Source organism: Pseudomonas sp. P8_229, from assembly GCF_034008635.1.
GTDB lineage: Bacteria > Pseudomonadota > Gammaproteobacteria > Pseudomonadales > Pseudomonadaceae > Aquipseudomonas.
Genome location: NZ_CP125378.1, coordinates 4,326,033 through 4,345,728 on the forward strand (window position 1 = coordinate 4,326,033; position 19,696 = coordinate 4,345,728).

Consider the following 19,696-nt stretch of genomic DNA (forward strand, 5'->3'; position numbering starts at 1 on the left):
GATGCGCTATTACAGCAAAACAACCGGCAGTACGTATCTCGATACTGTGCACAGTTCTATGCCCGATGATGTCCGGCCCATTCCGGAAGCTCGTTATCTTGAGGTCTTTGCCAACCGTCCTTTGGGGAAAATTTGCGCTCATGATGAGGAGGGGCTGCCGGTGCTGATTGACCGCCCTGCATTGAGCCCTGCCGAGAGTGCCGAGCAGGAACGGAGCTGGCGAAACGAGCAGATCAAAGCGGTGTTGTGGCTGCGCGATCGTCATCGCGACCAACACGATTCCGCTCAGTTACAGACACTCTCGGCAGACCAGTTCAATGAATTACTGACCTACATTCGAGACCTGCGTGACTGGCCACAGTCACCGAGCTTTCCTTCGAGGGACTTGCGTCCTGTTGCTCCGGCCTGGGTCATCGACCCTCTCCAATAAACGCCCCACACCGTGGGGCGTTTTCATATCTATCCACCCAAGCGGGTGGCTTTAGAGTCGTTGATTATCAAACAAGGAAGTACCTATGCTTTATTCAAAATCCACTGGTTTTTTTTACGTTCCTGCCATTCATAAGGACATACCAAGCGATGCCGTAGAAATCTCGCAGGAGTATTACGTTGAGTTATTGGACGGACAGTCCAGCGGCAAAATTATTGTCGGGAATGATGAAGGCTATCCGGTGCTGGTTGATCCGCCGCCACCACCGGCTGCTGAACTTGAGAGGTTGGAACGTCTATGGCGCAACGCTCAAATTGCCGCCACTGATAGCGTAGTGGCGCATTACCGTGATGAGGTGGAGCGTTGGCCGACACTGCTGACACCAGCGCAATATATCGAGTTGCAGACCTATCGTCGCGCGCTGCGTATCTGGCCGCTGGGCGGTGAGTTGCCTTTGAACGAGCACCGGCCAGCTGCGCCGGAGTGGCTCGCCAGCCTGCCCGAATAAAAACGCCCCGCGCTGTCGGGGCGTTTTCTTATCTGCTGATCAGCAATCTGGCCCCTTCCTGCAAGCAAGGGGCTTTTTCGTCTCTGGAGAAACCCAAATGGCAACCCGCCAAACCTACACCGTGCTCGTTCCATTCCCCACCGGCGGTGGGCACTGGTCGAGCATCGGTCAAGACCTTGATCTGCTCGACGTCGAGGCCAGTGCATTGCACTTCGCCGGTCGACTGGAACTGAAAACACCTATCACCCAGGCCAAAAAGGCCGCTGCCAAGAAGGCTGACTAACCATGGCTGAGGTTTTGAACTTCGAGCACAACGGCATTACCGTCAATGCCACCGAATCCCCCGAGGCCATGGGTGGCCTGGGTGACAACGTCATCGGTCTGGTCGGCACTGCGCCGAAAGCCGATCCGCTGATTCCGCGTAACGCACCATTCCGCATCAACAGCTTCACCACTCACGCGCTGCTCGATCCGACCGGTTCCGAAGAGGGCACCCTGTATCACGCGGTTTACCAGATCCTCAAAGTGGTCAAGGTGCCGGTCTACGTGGTCATCGTCGAAGCGGGCGCGACCCCGGCCGACACCGTCAACAATGTGATCGGCGGTGTTGATCCGCTGACCGGCCGCAAGCTCGGTCTGGCCGCGTTGGGCAGTGTCCCGGAAGACCTGACCATCATCGGCGCGCCGGGCTTCACCGGCACCAAAGCGGTGGCCAGCGAGTTCGCCTCGTTCGGCAAGCGCATCAAGGCCCGCGTGGTGCTGGACGGCAAGGACGTATCCGTTGCCGATCAGGTGCTTTACAGCCAGGAACTGGGCGGCGCTGACCTGGGTTTCGACCGTTGCCTGGTAGTGCACAACATGCCGGCCGTGTACTCGAAAGCGGCGAAGAAAAACGTCTTCCTGTCGCCTTCCAGTCTGGCGATTGCCGCGCTGGCCAAGGTCAAGCAGTGGGAGAGCCCGGGCAACCAGGTGACCTACGCCGAAGACGTGTCCCGCGTCGTTGAGTACAACATCCTCGACACCTCCACCGAAGGCGATCTGCTCAACCGCTACGGCGTCAGCTACTACGCCCGCACCGTGCTCGGCGGGTTCTCGCTGCTGGGTAACCGCTCGATCACCGGCAAGTTCATCAGCTACGTCGGTCTGGAAGATGCGATCAGCCGCAAGCTGGTCAAGGCCGGCCAGAAAGCCATGGCCAAGAACCTCACCAAATCCTTCATGGATCAAGAGGTCAAGCGCATCAACGACTGGCTGCAGACCCTGGTCGCCGACGAAACCATTCCTGGCGGCAGCGTCTATCTGCACCCGGAACTCAACAGCGTCGAGAAGTACAAGAACGGCACCTGGTACGTGGTCATCGACTACGGCCGCTACGCGCCGAACGAACACATGGTTTATCAACTCAACGCCCGCGATGAAATCATCGAGCAGTTCCTGGAGGACGTTCTCTAATGTTTACCAACCGCGTAAGACAGGCCATCGCGGCCACCCTGCAAGGTTTGCCGTTGTCGGCGACCGTTGAGGAATTCACACCGCCGAAGATTGATTTCGACATGGAAAGCATGACGGGCGGGCGCTTTATCGTTGAGGAAATGGCCAAGAGCGCCAAGGCGCTGAATGCCACGCTCAAGCTGCAAGGCACCGGTGCTGAAGTGTTGCTGGCGATGGGCGTGAAACTGGGCGACGACATCCTGCTGAACGTGCGTGAAGCCGGTCAGGATCAGGACGGCAACACCTGGTTCACCTACCACACCATCGGCGGCAAGCTCAAAACCATGGGTGAAGACGCAATCAAAATGGGTGGCAAAGCCCTGACGACACTGGACTTCTCCTGCCGCACCTACAACCGCCTGGAAAACGGCATCCCGGTGATCGACATCGACGTGCGTACCCAGAAGTTCGTGCTCAACGGCGTCGACATCCTCGGTGATGCGCGTCGTGCGGTGTTGATGCCGTAACCCACGGCACAGCACAAATCCTGTAGGAGTGAGCCTGCTCGCGATGAGGTCAGCACATGCAACATCAATGTGCTTGAAAGACCGCTATCGCGAGCAGGCTCACTCCTACAAGGGAATAGCGATACCTCCTAAAAAAGAATCACCAAGGAATTCATACATGTCGTGGATGCCACCCAAGCATGACCTGCTGTCGCCGATCACCGGTGACGACGGCGCGCAAATCGAGCAGATCCAGCTCAAGCCGCTGTTCTACGCCGCACAGAAAGAAGCGCTGGAACGCGCCGGCGATGACGAAGACGACCAGTTCTTCGAACTGGCACTGCTCGCCACCGGCCTGTCGGTCAAGGAACTCGACCAGCTCAAACGCCCGGACTACGTGAGCATCGCCCAGTACGTGCACGAGATGTCGACCCGTCCGGCGTCGTACTTTCTGGAGCAGGTCGAGGACGCGGAAAAATCCGCTGATCCCGACCAGGTGCAACTGCTGCAACCGCTCGCCGTGACCGGCCGCACCGTGACCTCGCTGTCGCTGGAAATGCCCGCACTGCGCGCCACCAAGGTGATGAAGAAGCTGAAAACGGCCAAGGAACGCGCCGAATTCATCACTGCCCATTGCACCGGTCTGATGATCCCCGATCTTGCCCAGATGAGCGTCCCTGACTGGACCCAATTGCAGGTGCGCATCGACGATTTTTTAAACCAGCCGGCGGCCTACTTTCGGAACGCGACATCGAAGTAATCCTCGATATCGTCCCGCTCATTTACCCGGTAAGTGAGGCGGAGATTCTGGAATGGGACGCCGAAAAGGCGTTGCGCCGCTACGACATAGCGATCACTCGCCTTGGCGTGAAACAGGAGTAGAGCGGCATGGCAGATGATAACTATGCGTTGACCTTCGCTGAGATCAATCAAGAGACCAGGGAATTGAGCACGGCCAGCAAGACAGCCGCCTTAATGGTCCCGACGATGTCTGCAGCAGCACCTGCGTCGAACCTTGACGGTGGGATCGCCGGGCTAAGCCTGGCGCTGGCCGATGCCACCAGCGAATTGCGAAATCTGACCGCCGAGCAGGTTCCGCTCAGGGATGTGTTGGGGTCGATACACGCTGTGCTGATTTCACAGCGCTCGCTGCAACAGTCTCTCAATGACCGGCCAGCACTAGCGGGCAGCGCGGCCGTGGGAGCTGAGTCGAAACCGTCAGGCGCCAATGGCGCAACGCAACCTTTCAAATACCTGCAGCCAGCGATCAACCTTGATAGCGCGATGGCGCGACTGGGACGGGTTGCAGGCGTTGAGGGCGATCAACGCGATGCGTTGCGGGTGTCGTTGGAGAAAATGGCCGCCGAGCGCAAAGTGGCAGCCGGCGGTACCACGGTGCTGGATCTGGCAGGCGTGATGTATGCCGGTGTCAAGGGTGGAGTTGGCAGCGAACAGAAGAATGAAGCCGCTCGGCAAAAAGACCTCAGTGATTTCACTCGAGACACTGGCATCACGGCCACAGCCTTTGAGATGAAGGCGCCGGATGTTGCGGATCTGCTGATCGGCTGGCGCACCTCAATGGGGCTCGACCGAGCAAAGACCCTCGACCTCGCCGATGCCACCAGCGTGCTGGGAAGCCGATTGAGTGCCACGGTGGCTGACATTGGTTCGATCCTCAGCAACTACGGCGCTTCGGCAAAAGGTGCGGGGCTGAGTCCCGAACAGACTGCGGCTTTTGCTGCGGCAATGCTCAATGTCAACGTCAACAGGGCTGACGCCGGAGTGGCACTGGAGAAGATCACCACGACGCTGGCGTTGGGCGACAACGCATCAGTTAGTCAGAAAGCGGTGATCGCTCAACTCGACCTCGATCCAAAGTCCCTCGCTGCGCAAATGCAAGGGGATGCCCCCGGCGCGATTCTCAAGGTGCTTGAGGCGCTGAAGACAAAATCCCCCGAGCAGCAAGCCAGCCTGGCGATGACGCTTTTTTCGATCGACCAGCCGGTTGTGAAAATGCTCGAGCGCAGCGCTGATGTGCGAGGTGCATTTGATCTCGTCAAAGATAAACAGCAGTACGCATCTTCGGCGCGAGGCGAGGAGGGCGGGGCAGTCAATCAGGCTGCGCGGGCACTGTCTGATACGTCGCAAACGGGCTGGAACATTTTCACCGCTCAGAAAGATCGTCTCTTTAGCTCCGCTGGCGCTGCTGTGCTGGCTGATTTTGACAGGCTCACCGGGGTGATGGCTTGGGCGACTGATGGCTTGAGCAGCATGGCTGAAGAATCACCGGAGCTCGCGCGTACGTTGATTTTGAGTATTGCCGGTATTAAGGGCGTGCAGGTCGCTGGGTCGATGCTGGCCAAGGGCATTAGAGGAACGACATCCACTATCGACAACCTCAAGTTCGTCAGCACAACTGCCATATCCTGGGGTTCCGCAGCGCTTAACGGTGCGAAGGCTTGGGGGGGCGTTGCGCTGAACAATGCCAAGACTTGGGGTTCCGCTGGGCTTAACAATGCCAAGACTCTGGGATCCGTTGCGCTTGACCGAGCTAAATACCTGACATCCGGTCCAGGCCGAAGTCTGGTCAGTCAAGGTGCCCGTATCGGTCGTGTAGCTGGCCCTCTGAGTATGCCGTTGATGATGCTCAACTCCGGTATGGACGTGGTCAACGGCTTGCTCGATGCCGATGGCAAACAAACAGCTAGAGGAGCGGGCGGCCTGGTGGGTGGGGTTGCTGGAAATTACCTGGGGGCGCGCGTTGGTGCCTTCCTGGGGGCTTTCGCCGGTCCTGCCGGGGCACTTGTCGGTGGAGGGGTTGGCGGAGCAGCTGGCACCTACTATGGCAATCAGTGGGGAAGCGCATTGGGTGAAAAACTCGCGACGCCTGCACCGAACCAACTCGCCCCGCCGGTAGAGGTTGCCAAAGAACTGCCGAGCGCGCAGACGCAAAACCAGCAAGTCACCTTCTCCCCACTGATCCAGGTCACCTGCCCGGCGCCAGATACTGCCGAGCAGATTCGTACGATCATCGGCCAACAACTGAGCGGGCAATTCCACGGCCAGTTCCTGCCGCTGTTGACCAACAACCCGCTCGCCACCCGCCGTGACGCAGCCCTGACCGATGGAGTCGACTGATGAAACAACAAATGGCTCTAGGCAGTTTCATCTTCGGCCTCTCGCGCAACTTCGCTTACAGCACGCTGGCGCGAAAGTCCGACGGTGGCTGGAGCGACATCCAGATCCTGACCAGCAAACCCAAGTCCAGTCAGACCGGGCAGAAAGCGGAATCGCTGACCATCAGCGGTACCTCGATGTATGCCGTGGCTATGGATCGACTCGATGAATTACGCGCACTACAGGCACTGCGTGTGCCGCTGCCGTTGATTGACGGTATCGGTCGCAACTGGGGCCTGTGGCGGATCAACAGCATCGACGAGAACCAGAGCGAGGTCATCGATGACGGCACCGCGATGGTGATCAAGTGGGTGGTCGGATTGACGGAGTTCAACAATGCGTAAGGTCCGAAGCATGGCCGGTGATTCGGTGAATCTGCTGCTCTACCGCGAAACCGGGCGCAGTGATGACGCCGCCGAAGAAGCCCTGTGGAAACTCAACCCGACCCTGGCCGAGCACGGCCCGATCCTGCCTGCGGGCGTTTGGGTCACGTTGCCGGAACTCGATTCGAAACCGGCCACGATCAAGCCGCTGACGGCCTGGGATTAAGGAGGACGCATGGCACTGGGTTTTACCCCGGCGATAAGACTCTACGGGGCCCATTCGGCCCTGCTCAATCAACGCCTGATCAGTTGGGAGCACATCGATGCTGCCGGTTTCGAGTCCGATCAGTTGACCTTGACGATTGATCTCGAAGGCCTTGAGGGGCTGCCGAACCTGGGCGGGAAAATCGGCCTGGAGGTCGGTTATCTGGAATCGGGACTGGTCGACAAGGGCCAGTTCAAAGTGACGCGCCTGACGCCGACGCTGTTCCCGTTTCGCCTGACTCTGGTGGCCACTGCAGCGCCGTTCAGCAAGGATGATGAGACGGGCTTCAAGCAACGCCGCACGGCCAGTCATGGCCCGACCACATTGGGTGCGCTGTTTCACGAACTGGTATCGCTCCATGGCTTCTCACCGCGCGTCGCTCCCGAGGTGGCGATGATCAGGATCGAGCACATCGACCAGTCCAACGAAACTGACATGAGCTTTCTGACGCGCCTCGCGAAAAAGTACAACGCGGTGACCAAACCCTACGACAACGTGTACGTGCTGGCCCGTCCCGGCCAGACCAAGTCGTTGTCGGGCCAGGTGCTGGCGGACGTGACTTTATCGGTGACCAGTAACAATCGCCCTGGCGATCACGCGTTCATCAGCGCCACGCTGGAGGAATCTGCCCGCGAGCAGACCAAGGGTTGCAAGACCTGTTTCTGGGATGGTGCGGCAGGCGTCTTGCGCTGGATCGAAACCGGGCTTGCGCCGTTCAAGACCATCCGCCAGAAGCAACCCAACGAAGCCGATGCCATCGCTGTCGGCGAAGGCGAAGTGCGCAAGATGCTGCGCCAGAAGTACAAGGTGAAGATCACCTGTCCCGGCGATCCACGGCTGTCGGCCGAAGGCCTGGTGCGGCTCGATGAGACCTGGCCGGACTTCATGCGCGGACGCTGGTCGATCGACAAGGTCACGGCCAGTGGCAATCGCGAGAACAGCTATCGCTGCGTGATCGATGCATCGTGCCTTGACCCCAAGGCCGAGTCCAAAGACTGATTCATTCTCTCTCAAAGCGACACAAATCCCTGTGGGAGCGGGCTTGCTCGCGAAAGGGCCGGCACATTCAACATTGATGGCGCCTGACACAGCGCCTTCGCGAGCAAGCCCGCTCCCACAGTGGATCTGCGGTGTTTTCCTCCATTTCACTCAACTCTGGAACACCACCATGAAGATCACTCCGATCCTCACGCAGCTGCGTGGGCAATGCCCTGGCCTTGCCAATCACATTTCGGTGGGCGTCGATCTGGCGTTGCTGCAAGGCAATCCTGATCTGCCAACACCTTCGGCCCACGTTTTGCCACTGGCCGATCTGGCGGGTGAAAGCACGGCGCAAAACCTCACCAGCCAACCGATCCGCGACCGCTTCGAAATCGTCCTGGCGCTTGACGCCAGCGACGGCACAAAAGCGCTGGATCTGTTGCACGACCTGCGCGCCGAATTGTGGCGCGCGCTGGTGGGGTTCAAGCCGGGCACCGACTACAGCGCCATCGTTTATGACGGCGGCGAAATGGTCTCGATCAACAGCAGCCGCGCCTTCTATCGGCTGCGCTTTTTTGCCGAGTTCCAGCTCGGCCGCAATCTGCCCAGTCAGCCTGCGGAAAGCTGGCACGAACGTGAACTGGACGGTTTGTCGTCCTTTACCGGGGTCACCGTGCGGGTCGACGCGATCGACCCGGCCGACCCCAACCTGAAACACCCGGGCCCTGACGGGCGCGTGGAACTGACTTTCTCTGGAGACGTAACCCCATGAGCAATCGCATCACCGTACTGCCGGCCGCTGGCCGTGCCGTGCCTGACCCGGAAGCGGGCGATCTGCTGCCCCTCGAAGGCCGTGAAGTGCTGGACAGCGCCTGGTGGCGCCGGCGTCTGGCCGACGGCGATATCACACTCAAAACCGCAAAAGCGGCTAAACCACAGGGAGCCAAATAATGGCGATCGGATTCAGCAACATCCCCGCGGACATTCGTGTACCGCTGTTCTATGCCGAAATGGACAACTCGGCCGCCAATAGCGCGAGCTCGACCCTGCGTCGTTTGATCGTCGCTCAGGTCAACGACAACATCGCGCCGACCGAGGTTGGCAAACTGGTGCTGGTCTCCAGTGTTGCGCTGGCAAAAAGCATCGGTGGTCAGGGCTCGATGCTCGCCTCGATGTACGAGACCTTCCGCAAGGCTGACCCGATCGGCGAGATCTGGTGCCTGCCGCTGCACAACACCGAAGGCGCGATCGCCAAAGGCGTGCTGACCCTGACCGGTACGGCGACTCAGGCTGGCGTGCTTAACCTGTACGTCGGTGGTGTGCGTGTGCAGGCCACTGTGGTCAACGGTGCCACCGCGGCTCAAGCGGCCACTGCACTGGCGCAGAAAATCAACGCCACGGCCGATCTGCCGGTGAGCGCTGCCGCTGCCGAAGGTGTGGTGACCCTGAACGCCAAATGGACTGGCGACAGCGGTAACGACATCAGCCTGCAGTTCAATCGCCTGGGCAAGAGCAACGGCGAAGAAACCCCGGCCGGCCTGACCACCGCCATCACCGCCATGACTGGTGGCGCCGGCGTGCCGGATCAGGTGGCTGCGGTTGCCGCACTGGGCGACGAGCCCTTCGAGTTCATCGCACTGCCGTGGTCGGATCTGTCGACCCTCAACACCTGGCAAGCGGTCATGGATGACAGCACCGGCCGCTGGTCGTGGGCCAAGCAACTGTTCGGTCATGTCTACAGCGCCAAGCGCGGCACCGTCGGCACGCTGGTCGCCGCAGGCCAGGCGCGTAACGATCAGCACATGACCATTCAGGCGCTGGAGCCGGGCGTACCGCAACCGTTCTGGGTACAAGCTGCAGCACTGGCTGCGCGCACCGCGGTGTTCATCTCCGCCGATGCCAGCCGTCCGACCCAGAGCGGCAGCCTGCCGGGCGTTGACCCCGCACCGGCGAGTGAGCGTTTCACCCTGACCGAGCGTCAGTCGCTGCTCAACTACGGCATCGCCACTGCGTACTACGAAGGCGGTTACGTGCGCATCCAGCGTTCGATCACCACCTACCAGAAGAACGCTTATGGCCAGGCCGATAACTCCTACCTGGACAGCGAAACCATGCACCAGTCGGCGTTCATCGTGCGTCGTCTGCAAAGCGTGATCACCAGCAAATACGGTCGCCACAAACTGGCCTCCGACGGCACCCGTTTCGGCGCCGGCCAGCCGATCGTCACCCCGGCGACCATTCGCGGAGAGCTGATCGCGCAGTACGCCAAGCTGGAGTTGGAAGGCCACGTGGAGAACGCCGAGCTGTTCGCCGAGCACCTGATCGTCGAGCGCGACGTGCAGGACCCGAGCCGCGTGAACGTGCTGTTCCCGCCGGATTACATCAACGGTCTGCGCGTGTTCGCACTGCTCAACCAATTCCGCCTGCAGTACGACGACGCGGCTTGATAACCGCGTTTGGCCGTAAGCATTCAGCCCACCTCGCGTGGGCTTTTTATTTGAAGGGAGTAACACCATGGGTCAAGTGATTGCAGGCACCTGCTACGTCAAAGTGGACGGTGCACAACTGACTATCAACGGCGGCTGCGAAGCCCCGCTGATGGCCGTCAAACGCGAAACCGTCGTACCGGGTTTCTACAAGGAAACCGACGTCGCGCCATCGTTCAAAGTGACCGCGCTGCACACCGCCGACTTCCCGCTGAAGAAGCTGATCGAAGGCACCGACATCACTGTCACCTGCGAATTCAGCAACGGCAAAGTCTACGTGCTGGCCGGCGCTTACCTGGTTGAAGAACCTGTTTCCAAAGGCGATGACGCCACCATCGAGCTGAAGTTCGAAGGCATCAAGGGGACCTGGCAATGAGCGGCGCCGTGAAGCTTCAGGTTGCGATCGAAGCTCACGGCGAGCCCCTGACCGAACTCGTCCTGCGCCGTCCGACGGTGCAGGAAGTGCGAGCGATCAAGGCGCTGCCGTACAAGATCGACAAGAGCGAAGAAGTCAGCCTCGACATGGACGTGGCGGCCAAATACATCGCCGTGTGCGCCGGTATTCCACCGTCGTCGGTCAACCAGCTCGATCTGGCTGACCTCAACGCGCTGAGCTGGGCCGTTGCGAGTTTTTTCATGAGTGCGGCGTCGGAGCCATCACCGACCTGATCGCAGTCGCCTATGACCTGGCCTGGTTCTGGAAGGTTGACCCCGAACAGATGATGGCCAGGCCACTGGATGTGCTCCGCGAATCGCTGGAGCACGCGCAACGGATCAATGCGATGCAGCAGGTGCAGTGATGGCGAATACAAATTTGAGCCTGATCCCGCAGAACTTTCCCGTCACGGTCAACATGCTCGTGGTGCTCAAGGGCGCCGAGAAGATGGAGACCGAGATGAAGGGGCTGCGCGGCAAGGTCGCAGCATTCAAGAAAAGCATGGAAGACAGCGGCCTCGAGCCGCTGGACGTGGCCGGCTTCATTGCCGAAGGTGGTCTGCTCAAGCCGTTTCAGGACGGCATCAAAAAGGCCATCGAAGCGCAGGATGCGCTGGCGAAGAAAGCCAGGGCTCTCAAGGGTCTTAAGGTGCCGAAGGTAGTGCAGGGGGAAACCTCGGCCAACCTGGCAAAATTCAACGAGGCACTGGACAAGATCTCGCTGAATATCGGTCAGGCGCTGCTGCCGGCGGTCAACAGTATCGTCACCGCGCTGACGCCGGTGATCACTTCGATTGGTCAGTTCGTCGCGAACAATCCTTATCTGGTCGAAGGGCTGGCGGCCGCTGCCGTGGCGTTCACGGTGGTGACGGTCGGAGCGATGGGGCTGGTCGGTGTGCTGGGGATTCTGGCATCGCCGATCGGTTTGATTGCTGCGGGTATTGCGGCAGCTGTGGCCGTGATCGTGATCGGCGCACGGTTGATCACCAATAACTGGGCGTCGATTTCCGGATTCTTCGGTGGGATGTGGGACTACGTCTCGACGAAATTCAAGGCTGGAGTTGCGGCGACCACACAGGCAATCGATTCGATGGGCGCATCGATCAGCAAAACATGGGGAGAAATCCGCGCGGACTTTTTTGCCGGGGTCGACAGCGTCGTCAACGTCTACAACGGCTTGGCTGCGAAGGCGCAAGTGGGCATCGACAAGCTCGCGGCGGCCTTCGACTTCTCGCCGAGTGAGGTGTGGAACAAGGCACTGGCGAAAGCCAGCAGCGTCGTCATTGATTTCTTCGCCAGCACGATGGCGGATGCGCAAGCGGGGATCGACAAGCTCAAGGCGAAGTTCGATTTCTCACCGCGTGAGGTGTGGAACAAGGCACTGGCGAAAGCCAGCAGTGTTGTCAGTGATTTCTTTGCCAGCACAATGGCGGATGCGCAAGCGGGGATCGACAAGCTCAAGGCGAAGTTCGATTTCTCACCGCGTGAGGTGTGGAACAAGGCACTGGCGAAAGCCAGCAGTGTTGTCAGTGATTTCTTTGCCAGCACGATGGCGGATGCGCAAGCGGGGATCGACAAGCTCAAGGCGAAGTTCGATTTCTCACCGCGTGAGGTGTGGAACAAGGCACTGGCAACCGCGAGCAGTGTCGTCAGTGATTTCTTCACTGGCGTACAGGCTAAAGCGTCTGCCGGTGTGGAAGCGCTCAAGGCGAAGTTCAGCTGGTCGCCGGTGCAGACGATCACTGGCGCCTGGGGCTTGCTGAACAATCTGTTTGGCGATCTTGTTGCTGGTGTTGCGGGCAACGCAGCGGCGCAGTGGGAACAAGTCAAATCGATCTTCACGCAATCGCCCGTGGCGATGATTGAATCTGCGTGGCAACCCGTGGCCGGAGTTTTCTCGGCGCTGTGGGATGTCCTGCGGGCTTCGATGGCCGCGCTGCAGGACAACCTGCGCAGCGTGTTCGACGTGTTGCCGGTGGCATCGGCAACGGCGGCCTGGAACGGCGTAACGGGATACTTTTCCGGCTTGTGGGCATCGTTGACCACGGATGCACAAGCGGTAAAAGGCGTGTTTGGCGATCTGTTCAGCCAGTCGCCGCTGGAGTCGATCCAGCAGAAATGGCAGCCGGTGCTGACCTGGTTCGGTGAGATGTGGACCAAGCTTCAAGGCATCTTCGGGCAGGTAAAAGAACTGCTCGGCGGCAACTTCTCCGGCGTCTTCGCGACCCTCACGGGCACCAGCGCAGCGGCACCTGCGGGTGGCGCGGCACTGAGCAGCACGTTGCCACAAACCTCCAGCGCGCTGATCCAGCAAAGCGCCGCCAACAACCGTACGCAACTCGAAGGCGGCCTCACGGTGAGCTTCGTCAATGCTCCGCCCGGGATGCGCACCGATCAACCGCAAAGCAATCAACCGGGCCTGGCGCTGTCATCGCGCATCGGCTATCGCTCGCTGTCGGCAGGAGGTTCCAATGAACTGGCGTGACCGTTTGTTGCCGGCATCGTTTCGCGGTGTCGGGTTCTGGATCGATCAGGCGAAAACCCCGGTCGGTCGCAAAGGTCAGTTGCATGAATATCCGCAACGCGACCTGCCGTATTTCGAGGATCTTGGCCAGCAGGCCAAGACCCACGACCTGACGGCCTTCATCATCGGCGCCGATTGCCTGGAGCAGCGCGACAAGCTGCTCAAGGCGTTGGAGCAGGGCAGTGGCGAGCTGGTGCACCCTTGGTTGGGACGCCTGCAAGTCAAGGTCGGCGAATGCGACATGACCCACACCCGCCAGGACGGCGGGCTGGTGACCTTCAGTCTGAAGTTCTACCCCGACCGGCCGTTGCCGTTTCCGACCGCCACTGTCAGTACGCAAAAAGTCCTGTTGGCCAAGGCTGACACGCTGCTGGGTTCGGCGGTGGCGCGCTTCGAACAGGCAATGACGCTGATCAAGGCTGCGCGGATCGGCATTGCCAATCTGCGCAACAGCCTGACTGGCGTTTATGAGGTGATCAAAGAGCAACTCAAACCGCTGATCGAGCAATACCGGCAGATCACCGAACTGGTCAAAGCCGTGAAGGAATTGCCCAAGGAAGTCGCCGCGGAGTTCAAGGGCTTGCTCGGCGATATCAAGGAGCTGAAGGCGTTCGCGAAGGAGGGCTACCGTGGCGTGATTGCCGACGTATCCCAACAACTCGAAGCCATTCGCAAGGCTGATGCACCGAAGATCACCACCGGCAAGGACACCAATGCGGCGGCGCAAGCCATGGCCGATCTGGTGCAGGACACGATGCTGGTCAAAGTGGCGCAGTGGGTGGCGTCGATGCCGGTGGCGACAACGCCGGTGAAGCTGCAATCGACACCCACCGTAGGGCAGCAGGCGACAAGCCCGGTGACCCGTCAGGAAGTCCCGGTCAGTGACGACATGCAGGCATTGCGTGACGCTGTGGCGGTGGCGATCAATCCGATGCTGGACAAGGCCGACCCTGCACACTTCCAGGCGATCAGCGACGTGAAAGAAGCGTTGATTGCGCACCTCAAGGCAGTGGCGTCGTCCGGTGTGCGACAAGTCAGCAAATCGTTCCAGGAAAGTTTTCCGGCACTGGTGGTGGCCTACAAGCAATTTGGCGATGCGACGCGGGTGAACGAAGTGACTCAACGCAATGGCATCACCCATCCGGGGTTTTCGCCCAACGATGTGAAAGTGTCGGGAGAGTGAGCCATGAGCGAGATGGATAACCGCGTCACGCTGACCGTCAACAACATGGAATACGGCGGCTGGAAAAGCGTGGAAATCACTGCTGATCTGGAGCGCCAGTTCCGCACTTTCAAGCTCGATATCACCTGGCAATGGCCGGGGCAGACGGTGGATCAGCGGATCAAGCCGGGTGACCCCTGCGAAGTGAAAATCGGCCAGGACCTGGTGCTCACCGGCTACGTGTTCAAAGCCCCGATCAGCTATGACGGACGTCAGATCAGCCTGAGCATCGAAGGCAGTTCCAAGACTCAGGATCTGGTCGATTGCGCGGCCACCAACCGGCCCAATCAATGGCAGGACCAACCGTTGCTGAGCATCGTTCAGGCACTGGCCATGGACTACTCGCTGATGGTGGTCAATGAAATTCCCGAGACCGCGCGGCTCGCCAAGCACACCATCGTGCCGGGCGAAACGGTGTTCCAGTCGATCGACCGGTTGCTCTCGCTGTTCCGGGTGTTTTCCACCGATGACGCGCAGGGCCGGCTGGTATTGGCCAAACCCGGCAGCGGTGGTCGGGCCAGTGATGCGTTGGAGCTGGGCAAGAACATTCTGTCGGCCAACGCGCCGATGGATCAGAGCCAGGTGTTCTCCGAATACCGGGTGATCGGCCAGCAGAAAGGTTCGGACAAGAAGAGCGGGGCGGCGGTCAGCGAGGTTGAGTCCAGCGCGGCCGACCTGAGCTTCAAACGTCGACGCACCACCATCATCAACGAGGGCACTGCGCTGACGTTCGAACTGGCCCAGCAGCGCGCCCAGTGGGAAAGCGTCACCCGCATGGGCCGGGCGCAGACCACCACCTATCAGGTGCAGGGCTGGCGTCAGTCCAACGGCGATCTGTGGCGGCACAACACGCTGGTCAAAGTCACGGATCCGGTGCTTGGGTTTGATGGCGACATGCTGATCTCCAAGGTCACTTATTCGCTGTCGGCACAAGGCTCGGTGACCACGCTGCAAGTGGCGCCGCCGCATACCTTCGATCCAGATCCAACACCCCCGAAAAAAACCTGAGCCTGACTCCGAACCCACATTTTGTCCGTGTCGGGGCTGCTCCTTGAGGACAAATCATGAGCCTACTGACACGCCTGCTGGCGCGCGGCACTGTCGTGCTCGCCAACTCGGCATCCAAGCTGCAATCGCTGCAAATGCGCCTCACCGCCGGCGAGGTGAACGACGACATGGAGCATTTCGAACCCTACGGTTTCACCAGCAACCCGCTGGCTGGCGCCGAGGGCATCGTCACGTTTCTCGGCGGCGATCGCTCCCACGCCATCGCCCTGGTAGTCGCCGACCGCCGCTATCGCCTGCAGTCGCTGGCCGCCGGTGAAGTGGCGATCTACACCGACGAGGGCGACAGGATTCACTTCAAGCGCGGGCGGATCATCGATATCGAAACCGCCACGCTGAACATCCGCGCCAGCAGCGCGGTGAACTTCGATACGCCGGTGATCAACCAGACCGGCAAGATCGTCTCCACCGGCGATCAGCTCGCCGGTGGCATCAGCCAGATCAAACACGTGCATGTGGGCGTGCAGGCCGGTAGCGGCCAGACCGGCGCGCCGGCAGGAGGCAAGTGATGCTGATCAGCCCGAATCTCCACGCGGCACTGACCCGCTCCGTACTGATCAGCCTGTTCACCTGGCGCCGCGCCGCTGACGACGACGCCCTCGACGACGAGGAGCGCTTCGGCTGGTGGGGCGACACGTTTCCCACCGTTGCCGACGACCGCATCGGCTCGCGGCTGTGGCTGCTGCGCCGGGTCAAGCTGACCCGACAGACCCAGATGGACGCCGAGTTCTATGCCCGCGAAGCCCTGCAATGGCTGATCGACGACGGCCACTGCAGCGCCATCGACATCATCAGCGAACGCCTCGACGCCCAGCGCCTGAACCTGCGCACGGTCCTGACCCTGGCCGACGGCGAACGTCTGGACATCAACCCCGATAACAGTTGGCAGGTGATCTATGCCGTTTGAAACCCCTTCGCTGCCGGTGCTGATCAAGCGCACCCAAAGCGACCTGGCCGGCGATTCGCTGCGCCAGTCCGATGCGCAAGTGCTGGCCCGTACCCTCGGTGGCGCCGCTTTTGGCCTGTACGGTTATCTCGACTGGATCGCCGAGCAGATCCTGCCGGACAAGGCCGACGAGTCGACTCTGGAGCGCATCGCTGCCCTGCGCCTGAACCAGCCACGCAAACCGGCGCAAGTGGCGACCGGCAGCGTCAGCTTCACCGCGACCGCGGGCGCCGTGCTCGACGTCGACACGCTGCTGCAAGCGAGCGATGGCCGCACCTACAAAGTCACCACCGCGCGTACCACCGTCAATGGCAGCAACAGCACCACCATCGCGGCGCTGGATGCCGGCAGCCTGGGCAATGCCGACGCCGGCCTGGCACTGACCCCGGTGCAGCCGATTACCGGTGTCGTCGGCAACAGTTTTGTGGTGCTCGCCCCCGGCCTCAGCGGTGGCGTAGCGCGGGAAAGTCTGGAGTCGCTGCGCTCGCGGGTGATCCGTTCCTATCGCGTGATCCCCCACGGCGGTTCGTCCAGCGACTACGAGACCTGGGCGCTGGAAGTGCCGGGCGTGACGCGGGCCTGGTGCCGTGGCGGTTTGCTCGGGCCGGGCACGGTGACGGTGTTCATCATGCGTGACGAAGACCCGCAACCGGTGCCTAACGATGAGCAACTGGCGGAAGTTCAGGACTACATCGAACCGCTGCGCCCGGTGACGGCGGAAGTGCATGTGCAGCGGCCGATTCAGGTGCCGGTGGTGTATCGCTTCAAGAGCGTCAATCCGGACACCACTGCCGTGCGCGCCGCCGTCGAAGCGCAGTTGCGCGACCTGCACAACCGCGAGGCCGATCTGGGTGTGCCGCTGCTGATCAGCCATATCCGCGAAGCCATCAGCAGCGCCGGCGGTGAGTACGATCACACGCTGACCGCGCCGGCCGCTGACGTGCCTGCCGGGCAAAGCGAACTGCTCACCTTCGGAGGTTGCGTATGGGGGGCATAAGAACCGCCGCGCAATACCAGACGCAACTGCGCGCGCTGCTGCCGAGCGGTCCGGCGTGGGATCCGGAGCGCGTGCCGGAGCTCGAGGAAGTGCTGCAAGGCGTCGCCGTCGAACTGGCGCGCCTCGACGCCCGCGCCGCCGACCTGCTCAACGAGATGGACCCGGCGGGCGTCAGTGAACTGGTGCCGGACTGGGAACGGGTGATGGAGTTGCCCGATCCCTGCCTGGGCGCCACACCGCTGTTCGACGACCGCCGCCTCGCCGTGCGCCGTCGTTTGCTCGCGGTGGGCAGTCAGGCGGTCGGTTATTACCTCGACATCGCCAAAAGCCAGGGCTACCCCAACGCGACCATCACCGAACACGAAGCCCCGCGCATGGGCCGCTCGCGTTTCGGCGCGGCGCACTGGGGCACCTGGGAAGCCCAATTTATGTGGACGCTCAACACCGGCGGCCGCTTGCTGCTCGGCCGGCGTTTCGGCGCGAGCTACTGGGGCGAGCGCTTCGGCGTTAATCCAGGGTCAGCGCTGGAATGTTTGATTCACCGCAGTGCGCCGGCGCATACCAAGGTGCATATCAATTATGACTAGGGAGGAATAAGCCATGGATTATCCGAACAGTGTGCCCAGCGCCGGTCTGGTGAATGGCAAGTTTGTCGATGAAAACCCGCTGACCGGGACGCCGGGGTCGTTAATCCCGGCGGACTGGGGCAACGGAGTTACGCAGGAAATTCTCAATGTGATCAAGGCCGGGGATATGACCCCGGACGAGAAGAAATACGATCAGTTGCTGCAGGCGATTCAGAGCGTTTCGGCCAAGGGTTGGAATCTGGATTCGGCGTTGCCGATCGGCTCTTTGCCGACCGCGACGGTGGCGACGCCGGACGGTCGTCTGGCGATCACTCCGGCAGCGGTTTCCACGGGTGGCGGGCGGGTATCGATACCGGCCGGTGTGCTGATCAGCCTTGGTCAGGAGGTGGTGGCCGGGCAGTTGGGGCGTGCGCGTACGTTCACCACCCAGGTGTGGAGCAGCCCCGATCTGCTGCCAAGTTCCGGTTACTTTTTGCGGGCGCAAGTCATCGGTGGCGTGCTGACTTTTTACATGCAGCGCGGCACGGTCTATGACGCGACCCCGGAAGGATTGAAGGGCACGGTCAATGGTGCGGCGGGTGGCGGCTTCCAGTCGACGCCACTGGACCTTTGCCTGGCGTGGGTCGTCACGGCGGGGCCGGGTTCGATACCCACTGTCAGAGCCATCTACAACCGCAGCCGATTGTCGTGGACGCAAACGGTCAATGGCAATGGTGTGGTTTATCTGCCACTTGATCCGCACGCCCGTGCGGCGCGGCTGGTGGTGGGGAATCCAACCCCGCATCCGACAGCCATCAGTTCGGTTGGGTTTGCCTCTGCTGGGTGGCTCGGTGGCAACTACTGTTCGTTGAACCCGACGATTGGAACCTCCAGCAACTGGGATGGCTGGGCAACTGCCAATGCACCCGTCCTGATTTTTTCAAGCAACGTGGTGAACGACACCACAGTTTCGACACTGACTGCCAGCTTTGACCACGCGGAATTACGTTCTCTTTGGCAGACCTATCAGGCCGAACACACATGGGGCGCGAACAATGCATCCAGCGACGAGTTGCTGTTCAGTATGGGACTCAAATCCCATCCGATTGCTGACTACGCTACAGGTATCGCGGTCAATTTCTCGGCAGCGGTCAATATCAGTTTTTCCTGGGAGTTGATCCGATGATCATCATTCAAGAACTGCATCAGTTCGAGGAAGGCTTGCGTCCGGCACAGCCGTCCAGTGCCCATGACTGGGATGGAGAAAAATGGCAGTTGAATGCGTCCAGAGTCGCGGAGCTGGAACTTCAGGAAGCCGAGCAGCTGTGTTCCAAGGTCGACGCGGCGGCCGACAGTACTCGCACCGTCTTGGCGGGCGACCCGCTCAAAGCCATGGAGTACGCACAGGCCGCCGCCGACGCCCAGGCCTATCAGGACGCTGGTTATCCGAAAAAAGAGGTGCCGTTGTCGGTCGCTGCGTGGGTAGTCAAAGGTCGAACTGCCAAACAGGCTGCCGAACAGATCCTGAGCAAAGCCGACCATCTCACCGACCATCTATTGACCCTGCGCACCTTGCGCCTGAAGGCCAAAAACCAGATCCGCGGGCATGCGGCCAAAGGCAATCTCGATCTGGCGCGCAGTGCAAGCGATGAAGCGCTGGCGGCGATTCGCGAACTGGTCAGCAGACAGACTCTCTAGCAGCAACGCCTTCGTTCTGCATCACCCAAGCCCACTTCAACGTGGGCTTTTTATTTTCAGAAAACAGACCGCCACTGGCTCGCATCAGCGATCGCCGCGACGCGGTTCATTTGTTATTTCAAAGGAACGAAAGACC

Annotated in this window: 24 protein-coding genes; all 24 read left to right on the plus strand. The window is 60.7% G+C overall.

Annotation, left to right across the window (positions count from 1 at the left end; genetic code table 11):
• Position 1 precedes the first annotated feature (1 nt).
• Complete coding sequence (locus QMK55_RS19425) at positions 2 to 430, plus strand: phage tail assembly chaperone (RefSeq protein WP_320329778.1); 429 nt, start codon at positions 2 to 4, stop codon at positions 428 to 430.
• A gap of 85 nt (positions 431 to 515) precedes the next feature.
• Positions 516 to 938 carry a phage tail protein gene (locus QMK55_RS19430; protein WP_320329779.1) on the plus strand — a complete coding sequence of 141 codons (423 nt, stop codon included), beginning with the start codon at positions 516 to 518 and terminating at the stop codon, positions 936 to 938.
• 97 nt (positions 939 to 1,035) lie between these two features.
• The gene (locus tag QMK55_RS19435) at positions 1,036 to 1,221 is read left to right on the plus strand and encodes a hypothetical protein (protein ID WP_129389913.1); all 186 of its coding nucleotides are present in this window, start codon (positions 1,036 to 1,038) and stop codon (positions 1,219 to 1,221) included.
• 2 nt (positions 1,222 to 1,223) lie between these two features.
• Positions 1,224 to 2,390 carry a phage tail protein gene (locus QMK55_RS19440; protein WP_320329780.1) on the plus strand — a complete coding sequence of 389 codons (1,167 nt, stop codon included), beginning with the start codon at positions 1,224 to 1,226 and terminating at the stop codon, positions 2,388 to 2,390.
• Complete coding sequence (locus QMK55_RS19445; RefSeq protein ID WP_320329781.1) at positions 2,390 to 2,896, plus strand: phage major tail tube protein; 507 nt, start codon at positions 2,390 to 2,392, stop codon at positions 2,894 to 2,896. The genes QMK55_RS19440 and QMK55_RS19445 overlap by 1 nt, the downstream gene beginning before the upstream one ends.
• Positions 2,897 to 3,053: 157 nt before the next feature.
• Positions 3,054 to 3,635: a phage tail assembly protein gene (locus QMK55_RS19450; RefSeq protein ID WP_102355682.1), complete on the plus strand. Its 582-nt coding sequence runs from the start codon at positions 3,054 to 3,056 to the stop codon at positions 3,633 to 3,635.
• Positions 3,636 to 3,763: 128 nt separating this feature from the next.
• Positions 3,764 to 6,013 carry a phage tail tape measure protein gene (locus tag QMK55_RS19455; protein WP_320329782.1) on the plus strand — a complete coding sequence of 750 codons (2,250 nt, stop codon included), beginning with the start codon at positions 3,764 to 3,766 and terminating at the stop codon, positions 6,011 to 6,013.
• Positions 6,013 to 6,396: a phage tail protein gene (locus tag QMK55_RS19460; protein WP_222016286.1), complete on the plus strand. Its 384-nt coding sequence runs from the start codon at positions 6,013 to 6,015 to the stop codon at positions 6,394 to 6,396. Before QMK55_RS19455 ends, QMK55_RS19460 begins: the two co-directional genes overlap by 1 nt.
• Positions 6,389 to 6,601: a tail protein X gene (locus tag QMK55_RS19465; protein ID WP_201135671.1), complete on the plus strand. Its 213-nt coding sequence runs from the start codon at positions 6,389 to 6,391 to the stop codon at positions 6,599 to 6,601. The genes QMK55_RS19460 and QMK55_RS19465 overlap by 8 nt, the downstream gene beginning before the upstream one ends.
• Positions 6,602 to 6,610: 9 nt before the next feature.
• Positions 6,611 to 7,639: a phage tail protein gene (locus QMK55_RS19470; RefSeq protein ID WP_102355686.1), complete on the plus strand. Its 1,029-nt coding sequence runs from the start codon at positions 6,611 to 6,613 to the stop codon at positions 7,637 to 7,639.
• A gap of 169 nt (positions 7,640 to 7,808) precedes the next feature.
• Positions 7,809 to 8,393 carry a hypothetical protein gene (locus QMK55_RS19475; RefSeq protein ID WP_320329783.1) on the plus strand — a complete coding sequence of 195 codons (585 nt, stop codon included), beginning with the start codon at positions 7,809 to 7,811 and terminating at the stop codon, positions 8,391 to 8,393.
• The gene (locus tag QMK55_RS19480) at positions 8,390 to 8,572 is read left to right on the plus strand and encodes a DUF2635 domain-containing protein (protein ID WP_003222219.1); all 183 of its coding nucleotides are present in this window, start codon (positions 8,390 to 8,392) and stop codon (positions 8,570 to 8,572) included. Before QMK55_RS19475 ends, QMK55_RS19480 begins: the two co-directional genes overlap by 4 nt.
• Positions 8,572 to 10,068, plus strand: a complete 1,497-nt coding sequence (locus QMK55_RS19485; protein ID WP_320329784.1) for a phage tail sheath subtilisin-like domain-containing protein — start codon at positions 8,572 to 8,574, stop codon at positions 10,066 to 10,068. The genes QMK55_RS19480 and QMK55_RS19485 overlap by 1 nt, the downstream gene beginning before the upstream one ends.
• A gap of 67 nt (positions 10,069 to 10,135) precedes the next feature.
• Positions 10,136 to 10,483 (plus strand): phage tail tube protein, encoded by a 348-nt coding sequence (locus QMK55_RS19490; protein ID WP_007964335.1) that lies wholly within the window; start codon positions 10,136 to 10,138, stop codon positions 10,481 to 10,483.
• Entirely contained in the window at positions 10,480 to 10,776 is a 297-nt protein-coding gene (locus tag QMK55_RS19495) for a phage tail assembly protein (protein ID WP_003222226.1), read from the plus strand. The genes QMK55_RS19490 and QMK55_RS19495 overlap by 4 nt, the downstream gene beginning before the upstream one ends.
• A gap of 130 nt (positions 10,777 to 10,906) precedes the next feature.
• Complete coding sequence (locus QMK55_RS19500) at positions 10,907 to 13,027, plus strand: hypothetical protein (RefSeq protein ID WP_320329785.1); 2,121 nt, start codon at positions 10,907 to 10,909, stop codon at positions 13,025 to 13,027.
• On the plus strand, positions 13,014 to 14,249 hold the full coding sequence (locus QMK55_RS19505) for a DNA circularization N-terminal domain-containing protein (protein WP_320329786.1): 1,236 nt from the start codon (positions 13,014 to 13,016) through the stop codon (positions 14,247 to 14,249). The genes QMK55_RS19500 and QMK55_RS19505 overlap by 14 nt, the downstream gene beginning before the upstream one ends.
• 3 nt (positions 14,250 to 14,252) lie before the next feature.
• Entirely contained in the window at positions 14,253 to 15,296 is a 1,044-nt protein-coding gene (locus QMK55_RS19510; protein WP_320329787.1) for a phage baseplate assembly protein, read from the plus strand.
• Positions 15,297 to 15,352: 56 nt separating this feature from the next.
• Positions 15,353 to 15,862, plus strand: a complete 510-nt coding sequence (locus QMK55_RS19515) for a phage baseplate assembly protein V (RefSeq protein ID WP_320329788.1) — start codon at positions 15,353 to 15,355, stop codon at positions 15,860 to 15,862.
• Complete coding sequence (locus tag QMK55_RS19520; protein ID WP_103302988.1) at positions 15,862 to 16,260, plus strand: phage GP46 family protein; 399 nt, start codon at positions 15,862 to 15,864, stop codon at positions 16,258 to 16,260. The genes QMK55_RS19515 and QMK55_RS19520 overlap by 1 nt, the downstream gene beginning before the upstream one ends.
• Positions 16,250 to 17,296 (plus strand): baseplate J/gp47 family protein, encoded by a 1,047-nt coding sequence (locus tag QMK55_RS19525; RefSeq protein WP_320329789.1) that lies wholly within the window; start codon positions 16,250 to 16,252, stop codon positions 17,294 to 17,296. Before QMK55_RS19520 ends, QMK55_RS19525 begins: the two co-directional genes overlap by 11 nt.
• A complete protein-coding gene (locus tag QMK55_RS19530; protein WP_320329790.1) occupies positions 17,284 to 17,883 on the plus strand; it encodes a YmfQ family protein in 600 nt (199 codons plus the stop codon). Before QMK55_RS19525 ends, QMK55_RS19530 begins: the two co-directional genes overlap by 13 nt.
• 13 nt (positions 17,884 to 17,896) lie before the next feature.
• Positions 17,897 to 19,048, plus strand: a complete 1,152-nt coding sequence (locus QMK55_RS19535) for a phage tail protein (protein ID WP_320329791.1) — start codon at positions 17,897 to 17,899, stop codon at positions 19,046 to 19,048.
• On the plus strand, positions 19,045 to 19,560 hold the full coding sequence (locus tag QMK55_RS19540; RefSeq protein WP_320329792.1) for a phage tail protein: 516 nt from the start codon (positions 19,045 to 19,047) through the stop codon (positions 19,558 to 19,560). The genes QMK55_RS19535 and QMK55_RS19540 overlap by 4 nt, the downstream gene beginning before the upstream one ends.
• The last annotated feature ends 136 nt before the right edge of the window (positions 19,561 to 19,696 follow it).